Annotated in this window: 16 protein-coding genes; 6 read left to right on the plus strand and 10 right to left on the minus strand. The window is 72.0% G+C overall.

The features are described from left to right. Nucleotides 1-58: 58 nt before the first annotated feature. Nucleotides 59-3,100: a choice-of-anchor D domain-containing protein gene (locus tag ACFYS8_RS02840; protein WP_387634804.1), complete on the plus strand. Its 3,042-nt coding sequence runs from the start codon at nt 59-61 to the stop codon at nt 3,098-3,100. 19 nt (nt 3,101-3,119) lie between these two features. On the opposite strand, the gene ACFYS8_RS02845 is transcribed toward ACFYS8_RS02840, so the two are convergent. Beyond that, on the minus strand, nt 3,120-3,542 hold the full coding sequence (locus ACFYS8_RS02845) for a secondary thiamine-phosphate synthase enzyme YjbQ (protein WP_387634806.1): 423 nt from the start codon (nt 3,540-3,542) through the stop codon (nt 3,120-3,122). Nucleotides 3,543-3,756: 214 nt separating this feature from the next. Further along, complete coding sequence (locus ACFYS8_RS02850; RefSeq protein WP_387634808.1) at nt 3,757-4,026, minus strand: hypothetical protein; 270 nt, start codon at nt 4,024-4,026, stop codon at nt 3,757-3,759. A 617-nt stretch (nt 4,027-4,643) separates the two neighbouring features. On the opposite strand from ACFYS8_RS02850, the gene ACFYS8_RS02855 reads away from it, so the two are divergent. Both ACFYS8_RS02855 and ACFYS8_RS02860 read left to right on the plus strand, forming a co-directional pair. Beyond that, nucleotides 4,644-6,824 carry a CDP-glycerol glycerophosphotransferase family protein gene (locus ACFYS8_RS02855; protein WP_387634811.1) on the plus strand — a complete coding sequence of 727 codons (2,181 nt, stop codon included), beginning with the start codon at nt 4,644-4,646 and terminating at the stop codon, nt 6,822-6,824. A gap of 241 nt (nt 6,825-7,065) precedes the next feature. Next, nucleotides 7,066-7,737 carry a lysophospholipid acyltransferase family protein gene (locus ACFYS8_RS02860; protein ID WP_387634814.1) on the plus strand — a complete coding sequence of 224 codons (672 nt, stop codon included), beginning with the start codon at nt 7,066-7,068 and terminating at the stop codon, nt 7,735-7,737. 14 nt (nt 7,738-7,751) lie between these two features. Here the strand turns inward: ACFYS8_RS02860 and ACFYS8_RS02865 are convergent, their stop codons facing one another. Together ACFYS8_RS02865 and ACFYS8_RS02870 are read right to left on the minus strand one after the other, a co-directional pair. Next, nucleotides 7,752-9,554: an ABC transporter ATP-binding protein gene (locus ACFYS8_RS02865; RefSeq protein ID WP_387636812.1), complete on the minus strand. Its 1,803-nt coding sequence runs from the start codon at nt 9,552-9,554 to the stop codon at nt 7,752-7,754. A gap of 258 nt (nt 9,555-9,812) precedes the next feature. After that, nucleotides 9,813-10,586, minus strand: a complete 774-nt coding sequence (locus ACFYS8_RS02870; protein ID WP_387634818.1) for an SDR family NAD(P)-dependent oxidoreductase — start codon at nt 10,584-10,586, stop codon at nt 9,813-9,815. 500 nt (nt 10,587-11,086) lie between these two features. On the opposite strand from ACFYS8_RS02870, the gene ACFYS8_RS02875 reads away from it, so the two are divergent. Beyond that, nucleotides 11,087-13,150, plus strand: a complete 2,064-nt coding sequence (locus ACFYS8_RS02875; RefSeq protein ID WP_387634820.1) for a discoidin domain-containing protein — start codon at nt 11,087-11,089, stop codon at nt 13,148-13,150. A gap of 86 nt (nt 13,151-13,236) precedes the next feature. Here the strand turns inward: ACFYS8_RS02875 and ACFYS8_RS02880 are convergent, their stop codons facing one another. From ACFYS8_RS02880 to ACFYS8_RS02890, 3 genes are read right to left on the minus strand one after another with little or no spacing between them, the layout of a single operon-like run. Beyond that, entirely contained in the window at nt 13,237-14,118 is an 882-nt protein-coding gene (locus ACFYS8_RS02880) for an SDR family oxidoreductase (protein WP_387634823.1), read from the minus strand. After that, the gene (locus tag ACFYS8_RS02885; protein ID WP_387634826.1) at nt 14,115-15,134 is read right to left on the minus strand and encodes an alpha/beta fold hydrolase; all 1,020 of its coding nucleotides are present in this window, start codon (nt 15,132-15,134) and stop codon (nt 14,115-14,117) included. The genes ACFYS8_RS02880 and ACFYS8_RS02885 overlap by 4 nt, the downstream gene beginning before the upstream one ends. Then, nucleotides 15,131-16,687 (minus strand): flavin-containing monooxygenase, encoded by a 1,557-nt coding sequence (locus ACFYS8_RS02890; protein WP_387634829.1) that lies wholly within the window; start codon nt 16,685-16,687, stop codon nt 15,131-15,133. The genes ACFYS8_RS02885 and ACFYS8_RS02890 overlap by 4 nt, the downstream gene beginning before the upstream one ends. A 255-nt stretch (nt 16,688-16,942) precedes the next feature. Here ACFYS8_RS02890 and ACFYS8_RS02895 point away from each other — a divergent pair, with 255 nt between their 5' ends. Next, nucleotides 16,943-17,692 carry a MerR family transcriptional regulator gene (locus ACFYS8_RS02895; protein WP_387634832.1) on the plus strand — a complete coding sequence of 250 codons (750 nt, stop codon included), beginning with the start codon at nt 16,943-16,945 and terminating at the stop codon, nt 17,690-17,692. Nucleotides 17,693-17,769: 77 nt separating this feature from the next. On the opposite strand, the gene ACFYS8_RS02900 is transcribed toward ACFYS8_RS02895, so the two are convergent. After that, on the minus strand, nt 17,770-18,045 hold the full coding sequence (locus ACFYS8_RS02900; RefSeq protein WP_387634834.1) for a hypothetical protein: 276 nt from the start codon (nt 18,043-18,045) through the stop codon (nt 17,770-17,772). After that, entirely contained in the window at nt 18,042-18,248 is a 207-nt protein-coding gene (locus ACFYS8_RS02905) for a hypothetical protein (RefSeq protein WP_387634837.1), read from the minus strand. The genes ACFYS8_RS02900 and ACFYS8_RS02905 overlap by 4 nt, the downstream gene beginning before the upstream one ends. Nucleotides 18,249-18,454: 206 nt before the next feature. Here ACFYS8_RS02905 and ACFYS8_RS02910 point away from each other — a divergent pair, with 206 nt between their 5' ends. Next, nucleotides 18,455-19,255 carry an inositol monophosphatase family protein gene (locus tag ACFYS8_RS02910; protein ID WP_387636814.1) on the plus strand — a complete coding sequence of 267 codons (801 nt, stop codon included), beginning with the start codon at nt 18,455-18,457 and terminating at the stop codon, nt 19,253-19,255. A 6-nt stretch (nt 19,256-19,261) separates the two neighbouring features. Here ACFYS8_RS02910 and ACFYS8_RS02915 read toward each other — a convergent pair whose 3' ends face one another. After that, nucleotides 19,262-20,707, minus strand: a complete 1,446-nt coding sequence (locus ACFYS8_RS02915) for a pyridoxal phosphate-dependent decarboxylase family protein (protein WP_387634840.1) — start codon at nt 20,705-20,707, stop codon at nt 19,262-19,264. Between the last annotated feature and the right edge of the window lie 37 nt (nt 20,708-20,744).

Here is a 20,744-nt window from a genome sequence, read left to right on the forward strand (position 1 = left end):
ACCGCGCCGACCGTCACACCGCCCCAGCACTCGCTCGAAACGGAGAAGGAAGCGCACCATGACGCCGAATGTGATCGCCCAGGATCCGACCGTCTCGTTCAATCCGATGCGGACCGGCTGGGACTCGGCCCAGCCGCAGCTGGCGCCCAGCCAGGTGAGTGCCGCCGACTTCGGCCAGCTGTTCTCGACGGCCGTGGACGGGCAGGTCTACACCCAGCCGCTGGTCATCGGGTCCACCGTGGTGGTGGCGACCGAGAACAACAAGGTCTACGGCATCCACGCCGTCACCGGCGCGATTCTCTGGTCCAAGTCCCTCGGCCCCGTCTGGCCGGCCGCCGCGATCGGCTGCGGCGACCTGGTCCCCAACATCGGCGTGACCTCCACCCCGGTGTTCGACCCCTCGTCGGGGCGGGTCTACCTCACCGCCAAGGTCAACGTCGACGGCGACCCGCACGGCAAGAGCGTGCAGTGGTTCCTGCACAGCCTGGACGTGGCGACCGGCAACGAGCCGCCGAACTGGCCGGTGAAGATCCAGGGCTCCCCGCCGAACAACGCGGGCGTCGTGTTCGACCCGTTCACGGCGCAGCAGCGGACCGGCCTGCTGCTGCTCGACGGCGAGGTGTTCGCCGGGTTCGGCGCGCACTGCGACGCGGACACGTACTTCGGTTACCTGGTCGGGGTGAAGACGGCGACCGGTGCGCTGCGCATGTGGTGCGCGCAGAACACGGGCGGCAAGACGCCGAGGTCCGGGGTCTGGATGGGCGGCGGCGGCCTGGTCTCGGACGGTCCCGGCCGGATCTTCTTCTCCACCGGCAACGGCATCTCGCCCGCGCCCGGCCCGGGCAACCAGCCGCCCGGCCACCTCGCCGAGTCGGTGATCCACCTGTCCAGCAACGGGCAGCTCACCGCGGTGGACTTCTTCAGCCCCGGCAACGCGGACCAACTGGACCTGCACGACCAGGACTTCGGCTCCGGCGGCCCGGTGGCCCTGCCCTCGCCGCCGTTCGGCACCACGGCCCACCCGAAGCTGCTGGTCCAGATCGGAAAGGACGGCCGGGTCTTCCTCCTCGACCGGGACGATCTGGGCGGTCGTGGCCAGGGGCCCGGCGGCTCGGACGGGGCGCTGTCCGTGGCCGGGCCGTTCCGCGGCGTCTGGGGCCACCTGGCGGTCTGGGGCGGTGACGGCGGCTTCGTGTACGTCCCCGAGAACGACGGCCATCTCCGCGCGCTCAAGTACGGCGTCGACGGCACCGGCACGCCCGTCCTGGCCAATGCGGGCACCAGCAGCGCCGAGATCGGCCACTACCCGGGCTCGCCGAGCGTGACGTCCGACGGCATGACCTCCGGTTCGGCGCTGGTCTGGGTCGTCTGCCCCGACCCCAAGGGTTCCGACGGCAGCAACGCGCAACTGCGCGCGTACGACGCGGTGCCGGTCAACGGCGTCCTGAGGCTGCGCTGGTCGGCGCCGATCGGGACGGCCGTGAAGTTCGCCAAGGTCGGCGTCGGCTCGGGCCGGGTCTACGTCGGTACCCGCGACGGCCGGCTGATCGCCTTCGGCAGCCCGTCCCAGGCCGCCCTGACGGGTACTCCGGTCGACTTCGGGCAGGTCGCGGTGGGCGCCACCGGCAACGCCACCACGACGGTCACCGCGGCGCGCGGCGTGACCGTCACGGCGATCACCACGGCCGCGCCCTTCAGTGCCAAGCCCCCGGCCCTCCCGGTCACCCTGAACACCGGGGGCACGCTGGCCGTCCCGGTCGGCTTCGCGCCGACCGGTCCCGGTGGGGCGACGGGGACGCTCTCCTTCGCCGTGACGACGAACGGCGTCGCCGGCACCGTGGGCCTCGACCTGCACGGCACCGGCACCCAGCCCGGTTTCGCCGCGTCACCGCCGTCGCTGGACTTCGGCCAGCTGGCCACCCAGTCCTCGATGACGCTCAGCGTGATCGTCACCAACACCGGCACCACGCCCGAGACGATCGGCGGCACCACGTCGTCATCGCCCCCGTTCACGGTCGCCGGCCTGCCCCCGGTCGGCTTCAGCCTCGCCCCGGGCACCTCGCTCGCCGTGTCCGCCACCTACGCGCCGGCCGTCCCGAGCCCGGCGGGCGGCGACAGCTCGCAGTTCACCGTCACCGGCTCGGACGGGCTCTCGGTCACTGTCCCGCTCACCGGTACGGCCGTCGTCGGCGCCCCGCAGCTGACGATCAAGCCGACTTCGGTCGACTTCGGCCAGGTCCCGGTCGGCGGTTCGCTCAGCAGGACCTTCGACATCAAGAACACCGGCAACGTGACGCTGAACGTGACCAAGGCCGCGCCGCCCACCGCGCCGTTCTCCGCTCCCAACCCGATCGCCGAGGGCCAGCAGCTCGGCCCCGACCAGCAGGTCACCCAGACGGTGGTCTTCACCCCCACCGCCGCCGGCCAGGCCTCCGGTCACTTCCTGCTCACCGGCGACGACGGCCAGGGCATGCAGACCGTCTCCTTCACCGGCACCGGAGTCACCAGCGGCAGCGTCGCCCCGCCGAGCGCCGACGACTGGACGTTCAACGGCACGGCCGTGCTCTCGGGCACCGACATCGTGCTCACCGAGGCCATCAACAACCAGACCGGATCCGCGCTGTGCGACATGGCCGTACCCTCCGCGAACCTGCGCGCCCACTTCACGGCCGTCATCGGCGGCGGCTCGGGGGCGGACGGCCTGGCCTTCGTCCTGCTCGACGCGGCCCACGAGACGCCGCACGCGCTCGGCGGTGGCGGCGGCGGGCTCGGCTACTCCGGACTGCACGGCCTCGCCGTCACCCTGGACACGTCCAAGAACGCCAACGACCCCTCGGCCAACTTCGTCGCCCTGGCCACCGGCGGCCAGGGCGACGCGCTCGTCTACGCCGCCACCGCGACCAACATCGGCGATCTGCGCACCGGCACCCACACCGTGGACGTGCAGGTCACCGGCGGCCGCGTCCAGGTCACCGTGGACGGCCGGGCGGCGATCGACACCACGGTGGCCGTTCCGGCCGGCGTCCTGGTCGGCTTCACGGGCGCCACCGGCGGGCTCAACGACAACCACCGCGTCCAGGGGGTGTCGATCACCTTCTAGCGGCGGGCCGGCCGGCCGGTCAACCGAGGAAGGACAGCCGCAGGGTGCGGTCGGGGTTGTCCCCGTTGGTGTCGATCAGCACGACCGACTGCCAGATGCCGAGGGCGAGCCGGCCGCCCACCACCGGCAGGGTGGCGTGCGGGGCGACCAGCCCGGGCAGCACGTGGTCGCGGCCGTGGCCGGGGGTGCCGTGGCGGTGGCGCCAGCGGTCGTCGGCGGGCAGGAGTTCGCGCAGGGTGGTGAGCAGGTCGTCGTCGCTGCCGGAGCCGGTCTCGATGACGGCGATGCCCGCGGTGGCGTGCGGGACGAAGACGTTCAGCAGGCCGTCACGTCCGCCGGCGACGTCCCGCAGGAAGTCGTGGCAGCGGTCGGTGATGTCGAGGGCGACCTCTCTGCGGCCGGTGGTGATCTCGAGCGTGGTGGTGTGGAAGGTGTCGGACATGGGGCCATCCTGGCCGATCTTGCGGCCGGTCCCGAAGGGGCGGCCGCCGAACGCCACCCCACCGCAAGGTCGCCCGCCAGGGCGCGCCAGCCTTTCGCAACCGCGCGCCAGGGCTGCCCCGACCGCCCGCGGGAACGCCGAAAGCCCGACGGACTCACGGTCCGTCGGGTTCGTGGCGACGAGCGGCGGGCCGCCCGTCCTCACGTCGGTGCGGTCAGCCGCGGCTGCCGAACATGCTCCGCTTGAGCCGGCGCAGCGGGGCCATCAGCGAGACCCGCACCGAGCGGCGGGGCACGGCGACGGGGACGCTGGGTCCACGCGGCGTCAGTTCTCTTATCAGACCGAGAGCTTCCGCCGTGTCCACCGTCGAGAGCGCGGGGGCGCCGAGCACCGCGAGGTGCCGTTCGATCCGGCGGCCGGTCGTGCCCATGCCGCACTGGATCGCGGGCACCCGGGGCCGCGTCCGCACTTGAATCTGTTCCATCTGTTTCCCACCCCTACGAGGCGCCAGGGCCGTGAGGCGAAGACTATCCGGCTACGGCGGTCTTCATGCAACCGTCCTGGTGTTCTGCCACCGTATCGCGCGAACGGAACTGACGTTCACCGAAGTGCGGTGCGCCCGGTCACGACTGCGCATCGGTTGATGGTGCACCATCCAAGCATGACCGGGCGTCAGACGTCGCGGCGGCCCGAGGTGTTCAGAAACTGAACACATACGAGGGATTGACGCCGCCGGAACCTCCAAGCAGTATCTGTATGGACACGGGATCAAGGGCCTGAGCCACCCAAACCCGGTCGGATGAGTTCGAGTATGAACGAATCACCTGCTCATCACATGACAGGCTTCCGGCACCACAGTGAGTCACCTACGGCCGTCTCGACGCTGCGGCGGCCCGACTCCGGCGTGGTGCACGGACCGGCGGTCGACCGTTGAGGGTCGGTCGGACCGCCAACCAGACTGCCGGTGCCGCCACCGATTACGCGCGGCACCGGCGGTCGCGTTTCAGCCGCGCCCGAGGTGCGCCCGTAGGCGCTCGGTAGAGTGGGCGGGGACCGGGCGATCTGCCGGAGCCACCCAATCCCTTCGCGGAGTGAACGCACGTGCCACCCCTGCTCAGCATCGTTCTGCCCGTCCACGGCGTCGAACGCTTCCTGCCGCAGTGCCTGGACTCGCTCCGGGCCGACGGCGCCGCCCCCGGCGAGGTCGAACTGATCGCGGTGGACGACCGCTCCCCCGACCGCAGCGGTGCCCTGCTGGACGCGCACGCCGCCACCGACCCCCGGATGCGGGTCCTGCACCTCGCGGAGAACCAGGGCCTGGGCGGCGCCCGCACCGCCGGCCTCGCCGAGGCCACCGGCACCTACGTCTGGTTCGTCGACAGCGACGACTGGCTGCCCGAGGGCACCATCGACGCGATCCTCGCCGAACTGCGCGCCGAGACCACCCGCGACGTGCCCGCCGACGTGCTGCTCACCGACTTCACGCACGTCTACCACGACGGCGGCGAGGAGCCGAACCCCTGGCGGCACGTGCTGGCCGGCTCCCCGCTGGTCTCCGGCTGCACCGCCGCCGAGCACCCGGCGCTGTTCAACTCGGTGCTCGCGGTGTGGAACAAGGTGATGCGCCGGCAGTACCTGCTCGACCTGGACGTGCACTTCGGCCGCGGGTACTACGAGGACATCTCCGTCACCTACCCGCTGCTGCTGGCCGCCGACCGGCTGGTCTACCTCGACCGCCCCTGCTACCGCTACCGGCGCGGCCGCCCGGGCGCCATCACCGCCACCGCCTCGCCCAAGCACGCCGACGCCTTCGCCCAGTACGACGCGATCTTCGCCTTCCTGGACCGCGACGAGCGGGCGAACAAGCTGCGCACCCTGGTCTTCGACCGCACCGTCAAGCAGGCCCTGACCATCTACGACAGCCCCGGGCTGGTCCCGGTCGAGCTGCGCGCCGAGTTCTTCGCCCGGATCACCGGCCACTTCGCCAAGCACCGCCCGGCCGGTTACCGCTTCCCGTCCGGCGTCCGCGGCATCCAGTACCGGCTGGCCGCCCGCGGCTCCCGGCGCGCCTACGCCGAGCTGCGCCGCGGCGGCCGGCTGCCGGGCGCCGTCAAGCGCGGCACCAAAGCAGTCGCGCCCGGGGTGAAGAAGGCGATGCGCAGCAGCGCCCGGTTCACCGCGTACAACGCGTTCCGGCGGCTCCCGATAGACGAGCACCTGGCGGTGTACGCGGCGTACTGGCACCGCGGGTACGCCTGCAACCCGGCGGCGATCTACGAGAAGGCCCGCGAGCTGGCCCCGCAGGTGCGCGGCGTGTGGGTGGTGGAGAACGCGGCGCGGGCCGCGACGATGCCCGAGGGCGTGCCGTACGTCATCGTCAACACCCCGGCGTACCTGAAGGCGATGGCCACCGCCAAGTACTTCGTCAACAACGTCAACTTCCCGCACACGATGGCGAAGCGGACCGGCACGGTGCACGTGCAGACCCAGCACGGCACGCCGCTGAAGGCGATGGGGATGGACCTGCGGGACCACCCGGTCGCGGCGGACGGCATGGACTTCGACCGGCTGCGCGAGGCGGTGTCGCGCTGGGACTACCTGGTGTCGCCGAACCCGCACACCAGCGAGCACTTCGCCCGGGCGTTCCCCGGCACCTACCAGGTCCTCGACACCGGCTACCCGCGCAACGACCGCCTGGTGCACGCCACCACCGAGGAGTGCGCGAAGGTCCGCCGCGACCTGGGCATCGCCCCCGGGCAGCGCACCGTGCTGTACGCGCCGACCCACCGCGAGTCCCGGGGCGGCTACCTGCCGCTGCTGGACCTGCCCGCGCTGGCCGAACGGCTCGGCTCCGGCTGGACGGTACTGGTGCGCACCCACTACTTCCACGACGGCGGCGCGGGCGACCTGACCTCCCTCCCGGGCTCGGCCCGGCTGCTGGACGTCTCCGACCACCCCTCGGTGGAGGACCTGTACCTGGCGGCCGACACCCTGGTCACCGACTACTCGTCGATGATGTTCGACTACGCGGTGCTGGACCGGCCGATCGCCGTGTACGCCCCCGACTGGGAGGAGTACCAGCAGGTCCGGGGCGTCTACTTCGACCTGATGAAGGAGCCGCCGGGCGCGGTCGCCACCGAGCAGGACGCGCTGACCGACGCGCTGCTCGCGGGCGACCCGGAGCCGACCGCCCGGCAGCGCTTCCGGGAGCGGTTCTGCCCGTGGGACGACGGCCGGGCCGCCGAGCGGGTGGTCAGCCGGATCTTCCCGGTCCGCAAGTAGCCGGGACCGTCTCACCTGGTGGGGCCCGTCTCACCAGGTGAGAGGGTGCTTTCCCACCAGGTGGGCGTGACGAGGATCGCAGTGGCGTGATGCCGCCGTGCGGTGGACGGGCGGCCGGTGCGATGTCGTAGTCTGCGGTTCGAACCCAGTGGTCCGACCTCCGTCCGAGCCGCGTGCCTCGCCCCTCGGCGGGTACCGCCTTGGGCCCCGGGCGGTCCGACCTTCGGCCAGGGAGGGCCCGTTGATCGACCTCGTCACCAAGCTCGTGCTCAAGCCGCTCGCGCGTGCCCTCTACCGGCCGACCATCGAGGGCCTGGAGAACGTGCCGCGCAAGGGCGGGGTGATCCTGGCGAGCAATCACCTGTCGTTCGTGGACAGCGTGGTGATCCCGCTGGCCGCGCCGCGTCAGGTGTTCTTCCTGGCGAAGGCCGAGTACTTCACCGGCACCGGCGTCAAGGGCGCGATCTCCCGGTACTTCTTCACCCACGTGATCAACGCCGTCCCGGTGGAGCGCGGCAGCGTCCGGGCCGCCACCGCCTCGCTGGAGGAGGGCCTGGAGATCCTCAACTCCGGCCGGGCGTTCGGCATCTACCCCGAGGGCACCCGCTCGCTGGACGGCCGCCTGTACCGCGGCAAGACCGGCGTCGCCTGGCTGGCCCTGACCGCCGGCGTGCCGGTCGTCCCGGTCGCGCTGGAGGGCTCGGAGCACATCCTCCCGGTCGGCAAGCGCATCCCGCGCCTGCGCAAGATCACCGTCCGGTTCGGCGAGCCCCTGCGCTTCGACGACCTGCACGGCCAGGCCCGCTCCGCGAAGGCCCGCCGGCAGGTCACCGACGAGGTGATGGCCGCCATCCACGCCCTCTCCGGCCAGGAACTGGCCGAGCAGTACAACGAGTCCCCGAAGGCCGCGTAGGCCCCGGCGGGCCGTCAGGCGGCGGCCACCGGTACGGCGTCCCGGTTGAGCAGGGCGGCGTAGCGGCCGTCGCGGGCCAGCAGCTGCTCGTGGGTGCCGAGTTCGGCGAGCGTGCCGTGGTCGAGGACGGCGATCTGGTCGGCGCCCTGGACGGTGGACAGCCGGTGCGCGATGGTGATCGTGGTGCGGCCCTCGGCGAGGTCGTCCAGGGCCAGTTGGACAGCCAGCTCGGTCTGGTTGTCCAGCGCGCTGGTCGCCTCGTCCAGGATCAGTACCGGCGGGTTGCGCAGCACGGTGCGGGCGATGGCCAGGCGCTGCTTCTCGCCGCCGGAGAAGCGGTAGCCGCGCTCGCCCACCAAGGTGTCGTAGCCGTCCGGCAGTTCGGCGATCATGTCGTGGATCTGGGCGGCCTTCGCGGCGGCAACGAGTTCGTCGTCGGTGGCGTCGGGCTTGGCGAACCGCAGGTTGTCGGCGATCGACGCGTGGAACAGGTACGTCTCCTGGGAGACCACGCCGACCGCCCGGGCCAGCGTCTCGAACGACAGCTCGCGCACGTCCACCCCGTCGATCAGCACCCGCCCGGAGCTGACGTCGTACAGCCGCGGCACCAGGTAGGACAGCGTGGACTTGCCGGAACCGGTCTCGCCGACCACCGCCAGCGAGCCGCCCGCCGGAATGGTCAGGTCGATGGCGTCCAGCGTGGGCCGGTCCTGCCCGGCCTGGTAGTGGAACTCGACGTCCTCGAACCGCACGTCGCCGCGGATCCGCTCCAGCTGGACGGGGTGCTCGGGCTCGTCGATCTCCACCGGCAGGTCGAGGTACTCGAAGATCCGCTGGAACAGCGCCAGCGAGGTCTGCACGTCCACGCCGGTGGACAGCAGGCTGACGGTCGGCCGGAACAGGCCCTGCTGCAACGACACGAACGCCACCAGGGTGCCCAGCGAGACGATCGGCGCACCGGTCGCGGTGGCCAGGCCCGCCGCCCAGTAGATCATCGCGGGCATCGCGGCCATCACGATCCCTATCGTCGACATCCGCCACCGGCCGGCCATACTGGAGCGCACCTCCAGCGCCGCCAACTCGTCCGACTGATCGGCGAATTCGCTGGTCAGCGAGGCGGAACGACCCATCGTGCGGCCCAGCAGGATGCCACTGACGGACAGTGACTCCTGCACCGCGGACGAGAGCTTGGCGAGCTGCCGCTGCCGCTCCCCCGTGATCCGCTTCCGCTCCCGGCCCACCCGGCGGCTGATCCACACGAACACCGGGAGCAGCAGCAGGGAAACAATGGTCAGCCGCCAGTCCAACGCCACCATCGCGACCACGCTGGCGATCACCGCCGTCAGGTTCGACACCAGCGAGGTGGCCGTGCCGGTGACGGTGGCCTGCATCCCGCCGATGTCATTGGCGATCCGCGACTGCACCTCACCGGTGCGGGTCCGGGTGAAGAACGCCAGCGACATCCGCTGCAGATGCCGGTAGACCGACGTCCGCAGGTCGTGCATGACGCGCTGCCCCACCGTGGTGGAGATCAGCGTCTGCAGCACGTTGAGCACGCTGGTGATCACGGCCGCCGCGATCATCCCCAACGCGAGAAGGGTCAGCAGACCCGTGCGCCGCTCCGGAATCGCGACGTCCAGCACCGCCCGCAACAGGAACGGCGTCACCACGGACACCACCGCCGACGCCGCCACCAACAACCCGACCCCGGCCAGCCGCCCGGCATACGGCCGGAACAACCGCAAGATCCTCTTCACCTGCGCAGGCTGCCGCTCCTCCCCTTCGGGCGGCGTCCAGTCGATCCGGTTCAGTCGCACGGAGACCTCCAGCTGGTCGGCGGACAGGGCGGCGGGGCTCACCTTAACGAGCCTTACTCACCATTAGCAAACCTAACCTTCTGGGCATTCCCAGGAAAGGAGGCACAACCAGGGAGAGCACCACCAGGGGCGCGGGGAACTGCGCGGGAAGGGAGCGCACGCCCGCAAGGTCGCGATCAAGTGCCAGTCATTGCCCTGCATCGCGATCTTGCGGTTGGGTGCCTTCCGCTTCGCGCAGTTCCCCGCGCCCCCGGTTTCTCACGCCTTGCGGTAGTCCCGCCCCGCCGTGGTCGAAAGCTTCCCGAGCCCGCCCAGCGGCAGTATCCGGGCCGCCGTCACCGCCGCCTTGTACCGCTTGCCGGGAACGCAGAGCGGGCGGTTGCGGGCGAGGTCGCGGAGGGATTCGTCGACGACGCGGTCCGCGGTGAGCCAGCCCCAGGCGGGGATGGAGGAGGTGCCCATGCCGGCCCGCTGGTGGAATTCGGTGCGGGTGAAGCCGGGGCAGAGCGCCTGGAGGCGCACTCCGCTGCCGGCCAGGTCGCGGGCGATGCCGAGGGTGAAGTTGACCACCCACGCCTTGGTCGCGCCGTAGGTGCCGCGCGGGACGAACGCCGCGACCGAGGCGAGGTTGACGATGCCGCCGAAGCCGCGTTCGCGCATGCCGGGGACGGCGGCGGTGGTGGTGCGCAGGACGGCCTCGATGTGGACCTTGAGCATGTCGAGTTCGTCCTGGACGGGGACGTCCAGGTACGCGCCGCGGTTGCCGAAGCCGGCGTTGTTGATCAGCAGGTCGATGGGGCGGGCGTCGTCACGCAGCCGGTCCTCGACCGAGCCGATGCCGGTGTCGGTGGCGAGGTCGGCGGCGATCGTCTCGACCTGGACGCCGTAGCAGGAGGCGAGTTCGTCGGCGGACTGCCGCAGGCGTTCGGTGTCGCGGGCGACCAGTACCAGGTCGCGTCCGTCGGCGGCGAGGCGGCGGGCGAAGGCGGCACCGATGCCGGCGGTCGCGCCGGTGATGAGGGCTGTGGTCATGGGCTCGACCGTACCGGTCGGTAGCCGGATCCGTCGTGGATCTTGGGGGCGCGGCCCCGTCGGCCCTTCGGGCGACGTCCGGGGCGTCGGCGGCGCGCCCCGTCGCGGCATAAGTCATATCAACCTACGGTTTCGGGCATCGCCGCCGTCCTACGCGGCGTCCGCCTCGCCCTGGAGAACTGATGCTTGTTCAGCTTCACCCGTTCTGGATAGAAGTCGCGTGCCCGGCCCGTCCCCGACCCCGGTGGTCCTGACGGCGCCGGCACGCCTTCGCCCCCTCCTCGGGCCCGCCCCCTCCCCACGGGGCGGGCCCGCGACACGTCCCGCACCATGTCCCGCACCCGCAAACCTGGCGATCTGTCGACAAATCACCCCACTCCCATCGCGTACTGACCGGTCAGTAATAACGTCAAAGGTATTGACGGAGTGTCAACAACTCGCGATTCTCGGGAAAAACCCGCGCCGTCTCACGACCGCCGCCTCCCCGACCCGAGGTGACCATGATCGGGAACCATCGCACCAGGAACGTCCTCGCCCGTCTGCTGCCGCTGCTCCTGCTCGCGGCCGTACTCGCCAGTGGTGCCGTGCCGGGCTCCAACGCCCGTGCCGCCGACGGGTGGTGGAATCCCACCGCCCGGCCCGCGCCGGACTCGCAGATCAACGTCACGGGCGAGCCATTCCGCGGCACGGCCGCCGACGGCAGCGTCCGCGGCTTCGTCGACGCGCACAACCACCTGATGTCCGCCGAGGGGTTCGGCGGCCGGGTGATCTGCGGTGCCGCGTTCTCCCCGCAGGGGGTCGCGGACGCCCTGAAGGACTGCCCGGAGCACTATCCGGACGGTTCGCTCGCCCTGTTCGAGAACGTCACGGGCGGCGCGAACGGCCACCACGACCCGGTCGGCTGGCCGACCTTCGCCGACTGGCCGGCCCACAATTCGCTCAGCCACCAGCAGGACTACTACGCCTGGGTCGAGCGGGCCTGGCGCGGCGGCGAGCGGGTGCTGGTCAACGACCTGGTGACCAACGGGCTGCTGTGCTCGATCTACCCGTACAAGGACCGCGGCTGCGACGAGATGGACGCCATCCGCACCGAGGCGCGTAAGTCGTACGAACTCCAGGCGTACATCGACACGATGTACGGCGGGCCCGGCAAGGGCTGGTTCCGCATCGTCACCGACTCCGACCAGGCCCGGTCCGTGATCGAGCAGGGCAAGCTGGCGGTGGTGCTCGGGGTGGAGACCTCGGAGCCGTTCGGCTGCAAGCAGATCCTGGACGTGCCGCAGTGTGACCGGGCCGCGATCGACCGCGGGCTGGACGAGCTGTACGCGCTCGGGGTGCGCAGCATGTTCCTGTGCCACAAGTTCGACAACGCCCTGTGCGGGGTGCGGTTCGACGAGGGCACCACCGGGGTGGCCGTGAACGCCGGGCAGTTCCTGTCGACCGGCACGTTCTGGACCACCGAGCAGTGCACCGGCCCGCAGCAGGACAATCCGATCGGGCTGCCCACCGCGCAGGCCCAGGGGATGCTGCCGGCCGGGGTGAACCTGCCCACGTACTCGGCGTCCGCGCAGTGCAACACCCGCGGGCTGACCGAGCTCGGCGACTACGCGGTGCACGGCATGATGAAGCGCCACATGATGCTGGAGCTCGACCACATGAGCGTCAAGGCGGCGAAGAGCTCGCTGGAGATCCTGGAGTCGCAGTCCTACCCAGGGGTGCTCTCCAGCCACAGCTGGATGGACCTCGGCTGGACCGAACGCCTGTACAAGCTGGGCGGGTTCGCCGCCCAGTACCCGCACGACGCGAACGGCTTCGTGGCCGAGGCGAACCGCACCAAGGCGCTGCGCGACACCTACGGGGTCGGTTACGGCTACGGCAGTGACCTGAACGGTGTCGGCGGCTGGCCGGGCCCGGTCGGTACGGGCGCGCCCAACGCGGTGACGTACCCGTTCCGCAGCGCGGACGGCGGCTCGGTGCTGGACCGCCAGGTGACGGGCTCCCGGACCTGGGACATCAACACCGACGGCGTGGCGCACGCCGGTCTGCTGCCGGACTGGATCGAGCAGATCCGGCTCAGTGGCGGACAGGGGGTGGTGAACGACCTGATGAAGGGCGCGCAGTCCTACCTGACCACCTGGCGCGCCACCGAACACCACTCCGCCGGGCGGGAGTTGGCGACCGGCACGGCGAGTGCCACGGCGAGCTCCGCGGAGTGGAACCCGTTCACCTCCTACCAGCCCGGCCGGGCGCTGGACGGCGACCACTCGACCCGCTGGGCCAGCGACTGGAGCGACGACCAGTGGCTGAGCGTGGACCTCGGCGCGGTGCACACCGTGGACCGGGTGACGCTGGACTGGGAGCGCGCCTACGCCACCGGCTACCGGATCGAGGTGTCCACGGACGGCAGCACCTGGCGCACCGTCTGGTCGACCACGGCGGGCGACGGCGGGCTGGACACCGCCGCGTTCGCGCCGACGGCGGCCCGGTACGTGCGCTTCCACGGCACGGCGCGGGCCACCCAGTGGGGGTACTCGCTGTACGAGCTGTCGGTGCACGGCACCTGACCACGCCCGGTGTGACTGTCTGAACATGACGGGCGGACGATCGGCCTCTCTCCAACGCCGGTCGTCCGCCCGTCATTCGGTGATCGTCACTCGGCCCGGGCGTCCTGGTCGGCCTGTCCCCCCGCGCCGACCGGGCGCAGCCGGGTGCCGGCGGTGGCCTTCAGCTGCGGCGCGAGCCGGGCGACGTCGCGGGAGCCGACGGCGGCGATCAGGGTCGGCATCATCCAGCGCACCGGCTGCATGCCCCGCAGCCACGCCTGCGCGTAGACGTGCGCGGAGCGGCGGCCGATGCCGGCCACCAGCCGGTCCACGGCCGGGCCGATCGGGTACGTCTTGTTGGCCGGCCAGGGCAGCTTGGCGCGCATCTGCCGCAGCACCTCGTCCTGGTCGGCGCCGCGCACCATGTCGGTGTCGGTCCAACTCAGGTAGCCGACACCGACCTTGACGCCCTGGTAGGCGACCTCGGCGCGCAGCGCGTGGGCGAAGGACTCGACGCCGGCCTTGGAGGCGCAGTAGGCGGACATCAGCGGGGCGGGGGTGAGCGCGGCGAGCGAGGCGATCTGCAGCAGGTAGCCGCGGCTCTCGACCAGCGCGGGCAGGAAGGCCCGGGCGGTGGCGACGGAGCCGAGCAGGTTGACCTCGATCACCCGGCTCCAGGCCCGGTGGTCGCTGTCCTGCGTGGGCCCGCCGAGTGCTATGCCGGCGTTGGCGACGACGGTGTCGATCCGTCCGTACCGGTCCTTGATCCGGTTCGCCACCTCGGTCAGCGCGTCCAGGTCGGTGACGTCGGCCTCCCAGGCGGAGGCGTGCTCGCCGCACTGGGCGGCGACGGCCTTGAGCTCGGCGGGCTCCAGGCCGACCAGCGCGACCTTGGCGCCCCGGTCGGCGAGCTTGCGGGCCATCAGCGCGCCCAGGCCGCGGGCGGCTCCGGTGATGACGACGACCTGCGAGGACAGCGGCGGGGTCATGCGGTCTTCTCCACGGTGACGGTCGGGGACGGGTGGTCCGAGGCGGCGGCACCCGCGGCATCGGTCGTGCTTTCGGCACCGGCGAACGCAACGACGCCCGCCAACAGCTCGTCGGCGACCAGCGCGGCGACCCGGCGGATCTCGTCGGCGACCTCGGCGGGCCGCTCCAGCGGGCTCATGTGGCCGGCGCCGTCCAGCTCCAGCAGGCCGCGCGGGTCGGCCAGGGCGGCGGCGATCCGGCGCGAGTGGACCGGCGGGGTCAGCTTGTCGTTGCTGCTGGTGATGACGGCGGTGGGCGCGGTGATCCGGGCCAGTTCGGCGTGCACATCCAGCACGTCCAGCACGATCGACCAGTGGTGGCGCACCTTGGGCGGGCAGGCGTGCACCACCTGCGCGCAGGCCTCGACCCGGTCGGGGGGCGTGGCGGGGCCCATGGTGGCGTACTTGAGGACGGCCCGGCTGATGCCGTTGATCGGCCCGAGCGACAGCCGGGACTGGAGCACCGGCCGGCTCAGCAGGCGCCGCAGCGCCCGTCCGCGCACGAAGAGCGGCAACACCGTCTGCTCGTCGACGAGTTCGCCGGCGCCGGTGTTGACCAGCACGTTGGCGGCGGTGCGGGCGGCCACCTCGGGGCGTCCGCCGGCCGCCATGATGGTCATACCGCCCATGCTGTGGCCGGCCACCACCGCGCGCCGCCCGGCGGGGACGGTCGCGGTCAGCACCGCTTCGAGGTCGTCGGCGAGCTTGCCGGTGCCGTACCCGGCGGCGCCGGCCGGCGCGGGGCTGCGGCCGTGGCCGCGCTGGTCGTAGGCGATGACCCGGAAGTCGCTGACCAGCCGGTTGATCACGGGCGCCCAGAACGTGGTGGCGCACGTCCAGCCGTGGGCGAGCACCAGCAGGGGCGCGCCCTCGGGTCCGTACTCCTCGACGTTGAGTTCGGCGCCGTCGGCGGAGCGGACGGTGTGGACGGCCGCCGGGTCGGGCAGCACGCAGTCGGCAGGGATACGGGGGCTCATACGGGCACCGCCTCGGTGTCGAGCGCGTCGCCCAACGGGGCGGTGCGCTTGAGGAGTTCGTACTCGGCGAGGTCGACGTGCCGGGTGGCACGGCGGAAGGCGCTGGTGGAGGCCGGCCACAGGACGGTGTTCTTGCCGTCCTCCTCGAGGTACCAGCTGCGGCACCCGCCGGTGGTCCACACGGTGCGGCTCATCCGGTGCTGGAGTTCCAGGTTCCACTGCCGCTGGGCCCGTTCGGTGGGCTGCATGGCGGTGGCGCCGAGGGAGTCCAGCGTGGTCAGCGCGTCGATCAGGTAGTTGAGTTGGGACTCGATCATCAGGATCATCGAGTTGTTGCCCAGCCCGGTGTTCGGGCCGATCAGGAAGAACAGGTTCGGGAAGCCCCGCACGGTGGAGCCGCGCAGCGCCTCCATACCGTCCTTCCACGCTTCGGCCAGCGGCATGCCTCCGATGCCGTACACCCGCTCCGCGATCGGCAGGTCGGTGACGTGGAATCCGGTGCCGAACACCACCGCGTCGACCTCGTGTTCGGTTCCGTCGGCGGCGACCAGTGTGCTGCCGCGGAGCTCGCGCAGGCCGGAGGCGACCACCTCGGTGTTGTGGGCGGCGAGCGCCGGATAGTAGGTGTTGCTGAGCAGGATGCGCTTGCAGCCGATCCGGTAGTCCGGCGTGAGCTTGGCGCGCAGCGCCGGGTCCGCGACCGCCTTGTGCATGTGGTGCAGCGCCACCCGCTGGACGACCTTGAGCAGTTGGGGGCGGCGCACGAAGGCGTCCACCTGGAGCTCGCGAATCACGAACAGGGCGGACCGGCGCAGAAGTCCGCTGGGCGGGAGCTTGCTGTGCAACCACTTCTCCACGCCCGTCACTTCGCGGTCGGCGCGCGGCAGAACCCAGGCGGGGGTGCGCTGGAAGACCGTCAGGCTGCGGACGGTGGGCTGGATGGACGGGATGATCTGCGCGGCGGACGCGCCGGTGCCGACCACGGCGACGCGCTTGCCCGCCAGGTCGTAGTCGTGGTCCCAGCGGGAGGAGTGGAAGACCTTGCCGGGGAAGCTGTCCAGGCCGGGCAGGTCCGGGATCTGCGGGTCGGCCAGCGGGCCGGCGGCGGAGACCACGGCGTCGGCGGTCCAGCTGCCGGCCCGGGTGGTGACCCGCCACCGGGTACGGTCCTCCTCCCAGCGCAGTTCGGTCACCTCGGCGCCGAACCGCAGGTGCGGACGCAGGCCGAAGGTGTCGGCGACCTTCTCCAGGTAGGCGCGGATGTCGGGCTGCCCGGAGAACACCCGGGGCCACTCCGGGTTCGGCGCGAACGAGAACGAGTACAGGTGGGAGGGCACGTCGCAGGCGCAGCCCGGGTACGAGTTGTCGCGCCAGGTGCCGCCGACCGAGTCCGCGCGTTCCAGGATCACGAAGTCGGTGATCCCGGCGCGGCGCAGCCGGACGCCGGCGCCGAGGCCGCCGAAGCCGGAGCCGACGACGGCGACCCGCACGTGCGGCACGGGCTGGGGCTCGGCGGGGTCGGGGACGGGCGGCTTCTTGGTGCGGGGTGCCATGGGCGGGTCCTCCTGGCAAGGGTGGGGGACGGCACGGGCCGGGTGCGGTGCGGTGCGGTGGGTGCGGTGGGGTGCGGTGCGGTGGGGTGCGGTGCTGAACTGCCGCTGTGTGCTGAGGGGATGGAGCCCTGGATGCTGCCAGTAATCACTGGCGCGTTTGGCAGAGTAGCCCTTGTTGACACCGAGTGGAATAGCGCCGACGCGGACGATTGCGCGGCTATCCGCCCCTCCCGGCCCGGCCCTATGCTGACCGGCGTGGCGGAGACCCAGCAGGATCGCGAACCCCCGCGCGAGTACCGCATCGCCGACCTCGCCGAGGCGGCCGGCATCAGCGTGCGCACCGTCCGCTTCTACCGCGAACGCCGCCTGCTCCCCCCGCCCCGCAAGGCCGGCCGGATCGCCTGGTACGGCCCCCACCACCTGGCCCGGCTCCGCCTGATCGCCGAACTCCTCGACCGCGGCCACGCGCTCGGCGGCATCGCCGAACTGATCGGCGCCGGCGAGGACGGCCGAGACGTCGCCGAACTGATCGGCCTTCAGGCCGCGCTGGTCGCCCCCTGGTCCGACGAGACCCCCGTCCACCTGGGCTGGGACGAGCTGCGCGCCGCGTTCGGCGACCAGCTGACCGAGGCGAACACCGCCGAATCCCTCGCCCAGGGCTTCATCACCGTCGACCCCGACGGCATCACCCACATCTCCCGCCGTCTGATGGACGCCACCGTCGCCCTGGTCGACGAGGGCGTCCCGCTGGCCGCCGTCCTGGAGGTCAGCCGCCACGCCAGCGAATACGCCGACGCGATGGCCGACACCTTCGTCACCCTGATCCGCGACCGCCTCCTCGGCGCCCTCACCCATGTCCAGGACCTCACCCCCGCCGAAGCCACCCGCCTCACCGAACGCATCCACCGCATCCGCCCCCTGGCCCGAGCCGTCAACGACGCCCAGTTCGCCCTCGCCATGGACCGCCGCGTCCGCGCCGAATACGACCGCCTGAACGAAACCTGACCCCACCCACCCGGCCACCAAGGCCCCGCCCCCGGCGCCGCAGGCCTGCGCGGGTCAGGGCCCGGCGATGATCCAGGTCACGAACACGGCGCGCATCGAATCGTGCACGCGGTAGACGACGCTGATGCGGTCACCGGTTCGGCGGCCGGGTCGGTGCGGGCGGTGTAGTCGTCGACCTCGGGGTCGGTTCCGCCGGGCACCGGAATGCCGAGCCGGGGGTGAACCGCCAGGCGCTCGATCAACTTCTCAACCACATCCAGCTCGCCGGGGCGCAGTCGGCCGAGGGTCTGCGCGGCGGTGTCGGAGAGGAAAACGTGCAACGGGGCCGGCCGCTGTTCGGGCTGCTCCGTCACCGGTCGCCGCCGACGGCACGCAGTCGCGCGAACGCGTCGGCGGCCGGAGTCCACTGCTGGCCGCCGATCGGCGCGGTGAGTGCGGCCATGGCCTCGGGGCTGGTGCGCAGGGCGAGGCGGTGCCGGTAGGCGGCGATGACCTCGGTGACGGCGGCGAGGTCTCCGATACCCGCACACCACCCGCCACACCCCGGAACACCCAACCACCACCCCCACCCCGCCCGCCGCCAGGCACCTCTGCTGCCACACCAGCCGCCCGCACACCACCCGCCACACCCCGGAACACCCAACCACCACCCCCACCCCGCCCGCCGCCAGGCACCTCTACTGTCACACCAGCCACCTGCGCATCACCCGTCACACCCGGGCATGGGAGAGTGGAGGGCGGTGAAGGGAGCGCGGCGTGTTGATGGAGAAGGTCACCGAGATCCTCGTGGAGGCGTCGGCGGAGGCGGTGGAGCCTCGGTTCCGGGCGCTGGCCGAGGGTGAGGTGATGGAGAAGGCTCCAGGCGATCTCGTCACTGTCGCGGACCGGGACGCCGAGCGGATCATCACTCGGCGTTTGCGTGAGCTGCTGCCCGTCCCGGTGGTCGGGGAGGAGGCCGTGGCGGCCGATCCGGCGCTGGCCCGGGCGTTGTTGGACGAGCCGGCCGTGTGGCTGGTGGATCCGGTGGACGGGACCAAGAACTTCGTCGCCGGGGAGCCCGCGTTCGCGGTGATGGCCTCGCTGGTGCGGAGCGGACAGGCCGTCGCGTCCTGGATCTGGCAGCCCTGCTCCGGCACCGCGTACACCGCCGAACTCGGCGCGGGGGCCTGGCGGAACGGGGAGCGGCTGGTGCGGGAGAAGGTAACCGCCGCGCCGGAGGCGTGGACGGGCATCCTGAAGACGCGCTACTTCGCTCCGCCCACCAGCCACCGCCTGCTCGACAACGCCCGCGCGCTCGGCCCGCTCGATCCCGGGCGCAGAGCCGCCGGCATCGAGTATCCGCTGGTCGCCACCGGTGAGCGTGACTTCCTCCTGTACTGGCGCACCCTCCCCTGGGACCACGCCCCCGGTTCGCTGCTGATCACCGAGGCCGGCGGCCGCTCCGCCCGTTTCGACGGCTCCCCGTACCTGCCCGAGCCGCCCGGTGGTACCAACGGCCTGCTGGTGGCGGCGGATCCGGAGCAGTGGGAGTCGCTCCGGGAGATCCTGCTGAAGGGTTTCTGACCCGCCCTACCGCTTCTGCACCGCCCGTCCGCTGTCGACCACGGCCGCCAGCAGCGAATCGAGCTCCCGTTCGGTGGTGTGCGGGTTGAGCAGGGTCAGTTTCAGCCGTACCCGGCCGGGGCCGGTGCCCGGGAGTTCGGTGCGGCCGACGACGGCCCGGCCGGTGCGCAGCAGGTGGCGGCGCAGTTCCGCGTTGACGTGGTCGCTGTCGGCGGCCGCGTACCGGAACACCACGGTGGTCAGGATCGGGTCGCAGTGCAGCTCCAACTCGGGGTTGGCGCGGACGAGTTCGGCTGCCCGCAGGGCCAGGTCGTGGCAGCGGTCGACCAGTGCGCCGAGCCCGTCGCGGCCCAGCGTCCGGAGGGTGACGGCGAGTTTGAAGGCGTCGGGCCGGCGGGTGGTGCGCAGCGACTGGCCGAGCAGGCTGGGGTAGCCGGCGTCCTCGTCGTCGGCGGGGTTGAGGTAGACGGCGCGGCGGGCGAGTGAGGCGTAGGTGCGGGCGTCGCGGACCAGGAAGACGCCGGCGGCGGCGGGTTGCCAGCCGAGTTTGTGCCAGTCGAGGGAGACCGAGTCGGCGCGGTCGATGCCGTCGAGCAGCGGGGCGAGCCGGTCGGAGAACAGTGCGCCGCCGCCGTACGCGGCGTCCACGTGCAGCCAGGTGCCGTGCCGGGCGGCGAGGTCGGCGATGTCGTGCAGGGGGTCGATGGCTCCGGTGTCGGTGGTGCCGGCGGTGGCGACCACGGCGATCGGGGTGGCGCCCTCCCAGCCGGCTTCGGCGAACGCGTCGGCCAACGCGTCGGGTTCCATGCGGAGTTGGCGGTCGACGGGGATGGCGCGGACGGCGCGTTCGCCGAGTCCGAGCAGTGCGGCGGCGCGCTGGACGGAGAAGTGGGCGACTTCGGAGGCCAGGATCCGGGGCCGGACGCCGCGCGGGATGCCGTTCAACTCGACGTCGGGGCCGAGGCGTTGGTCGCGGGCCAGCATCAGGCCCATCAGGTTGGACTCGGTGCCGCCGGTGGTCAGCACGCCGGCCGCGCGGTCGGGCCGGAAGCCGACCAACTGGGCTAGTTCGGCGAGGAGTTCGCTCTCCAGCGTGGTGGCGGCGGGCGCCTGGTCCCAGGAGTCCTGGGACGGGTTGAGGGCGCTCACCGCGAGGTCGGCGGCCACCGCGACGGCCAGCGGCGGGCAGTGCAGGTGCGCTGCGCACGCCGGGTCCGCCGGGTCGGCCGCGCCGTGTGCCAGCAGTTCCACCAACTGCCCGAGCGCGCCTGGTCCGTGGGCCCGGGCCAGGGCCTCCCGCACCACCTCCCCGACCGCCATCGGCTCGCCCGCCACCACCGGCCCGCCCCGCCGCACCGCCCCTGCGGTGAGCGCCGCCAACACCTGTGCGAGCAGCGGCCGCAGCGCCTCGGGCCCGGCCACACCGCCGGAGAGTTCGGTTAACCCACTCACTTCTTCTCTTCCACTTTCAACCGTTCGACCAGGAACA

The sequence above is a fragment of the Kitasatospora sp. NPDC004615 genome, assembly GCF_042873545.1.
Classification (GTDB): domain Bacteria; phylum Actinomycetota; class Actinomycetes; order Streptomycetales; family Streptomycetaceae; genus Kitasatospora.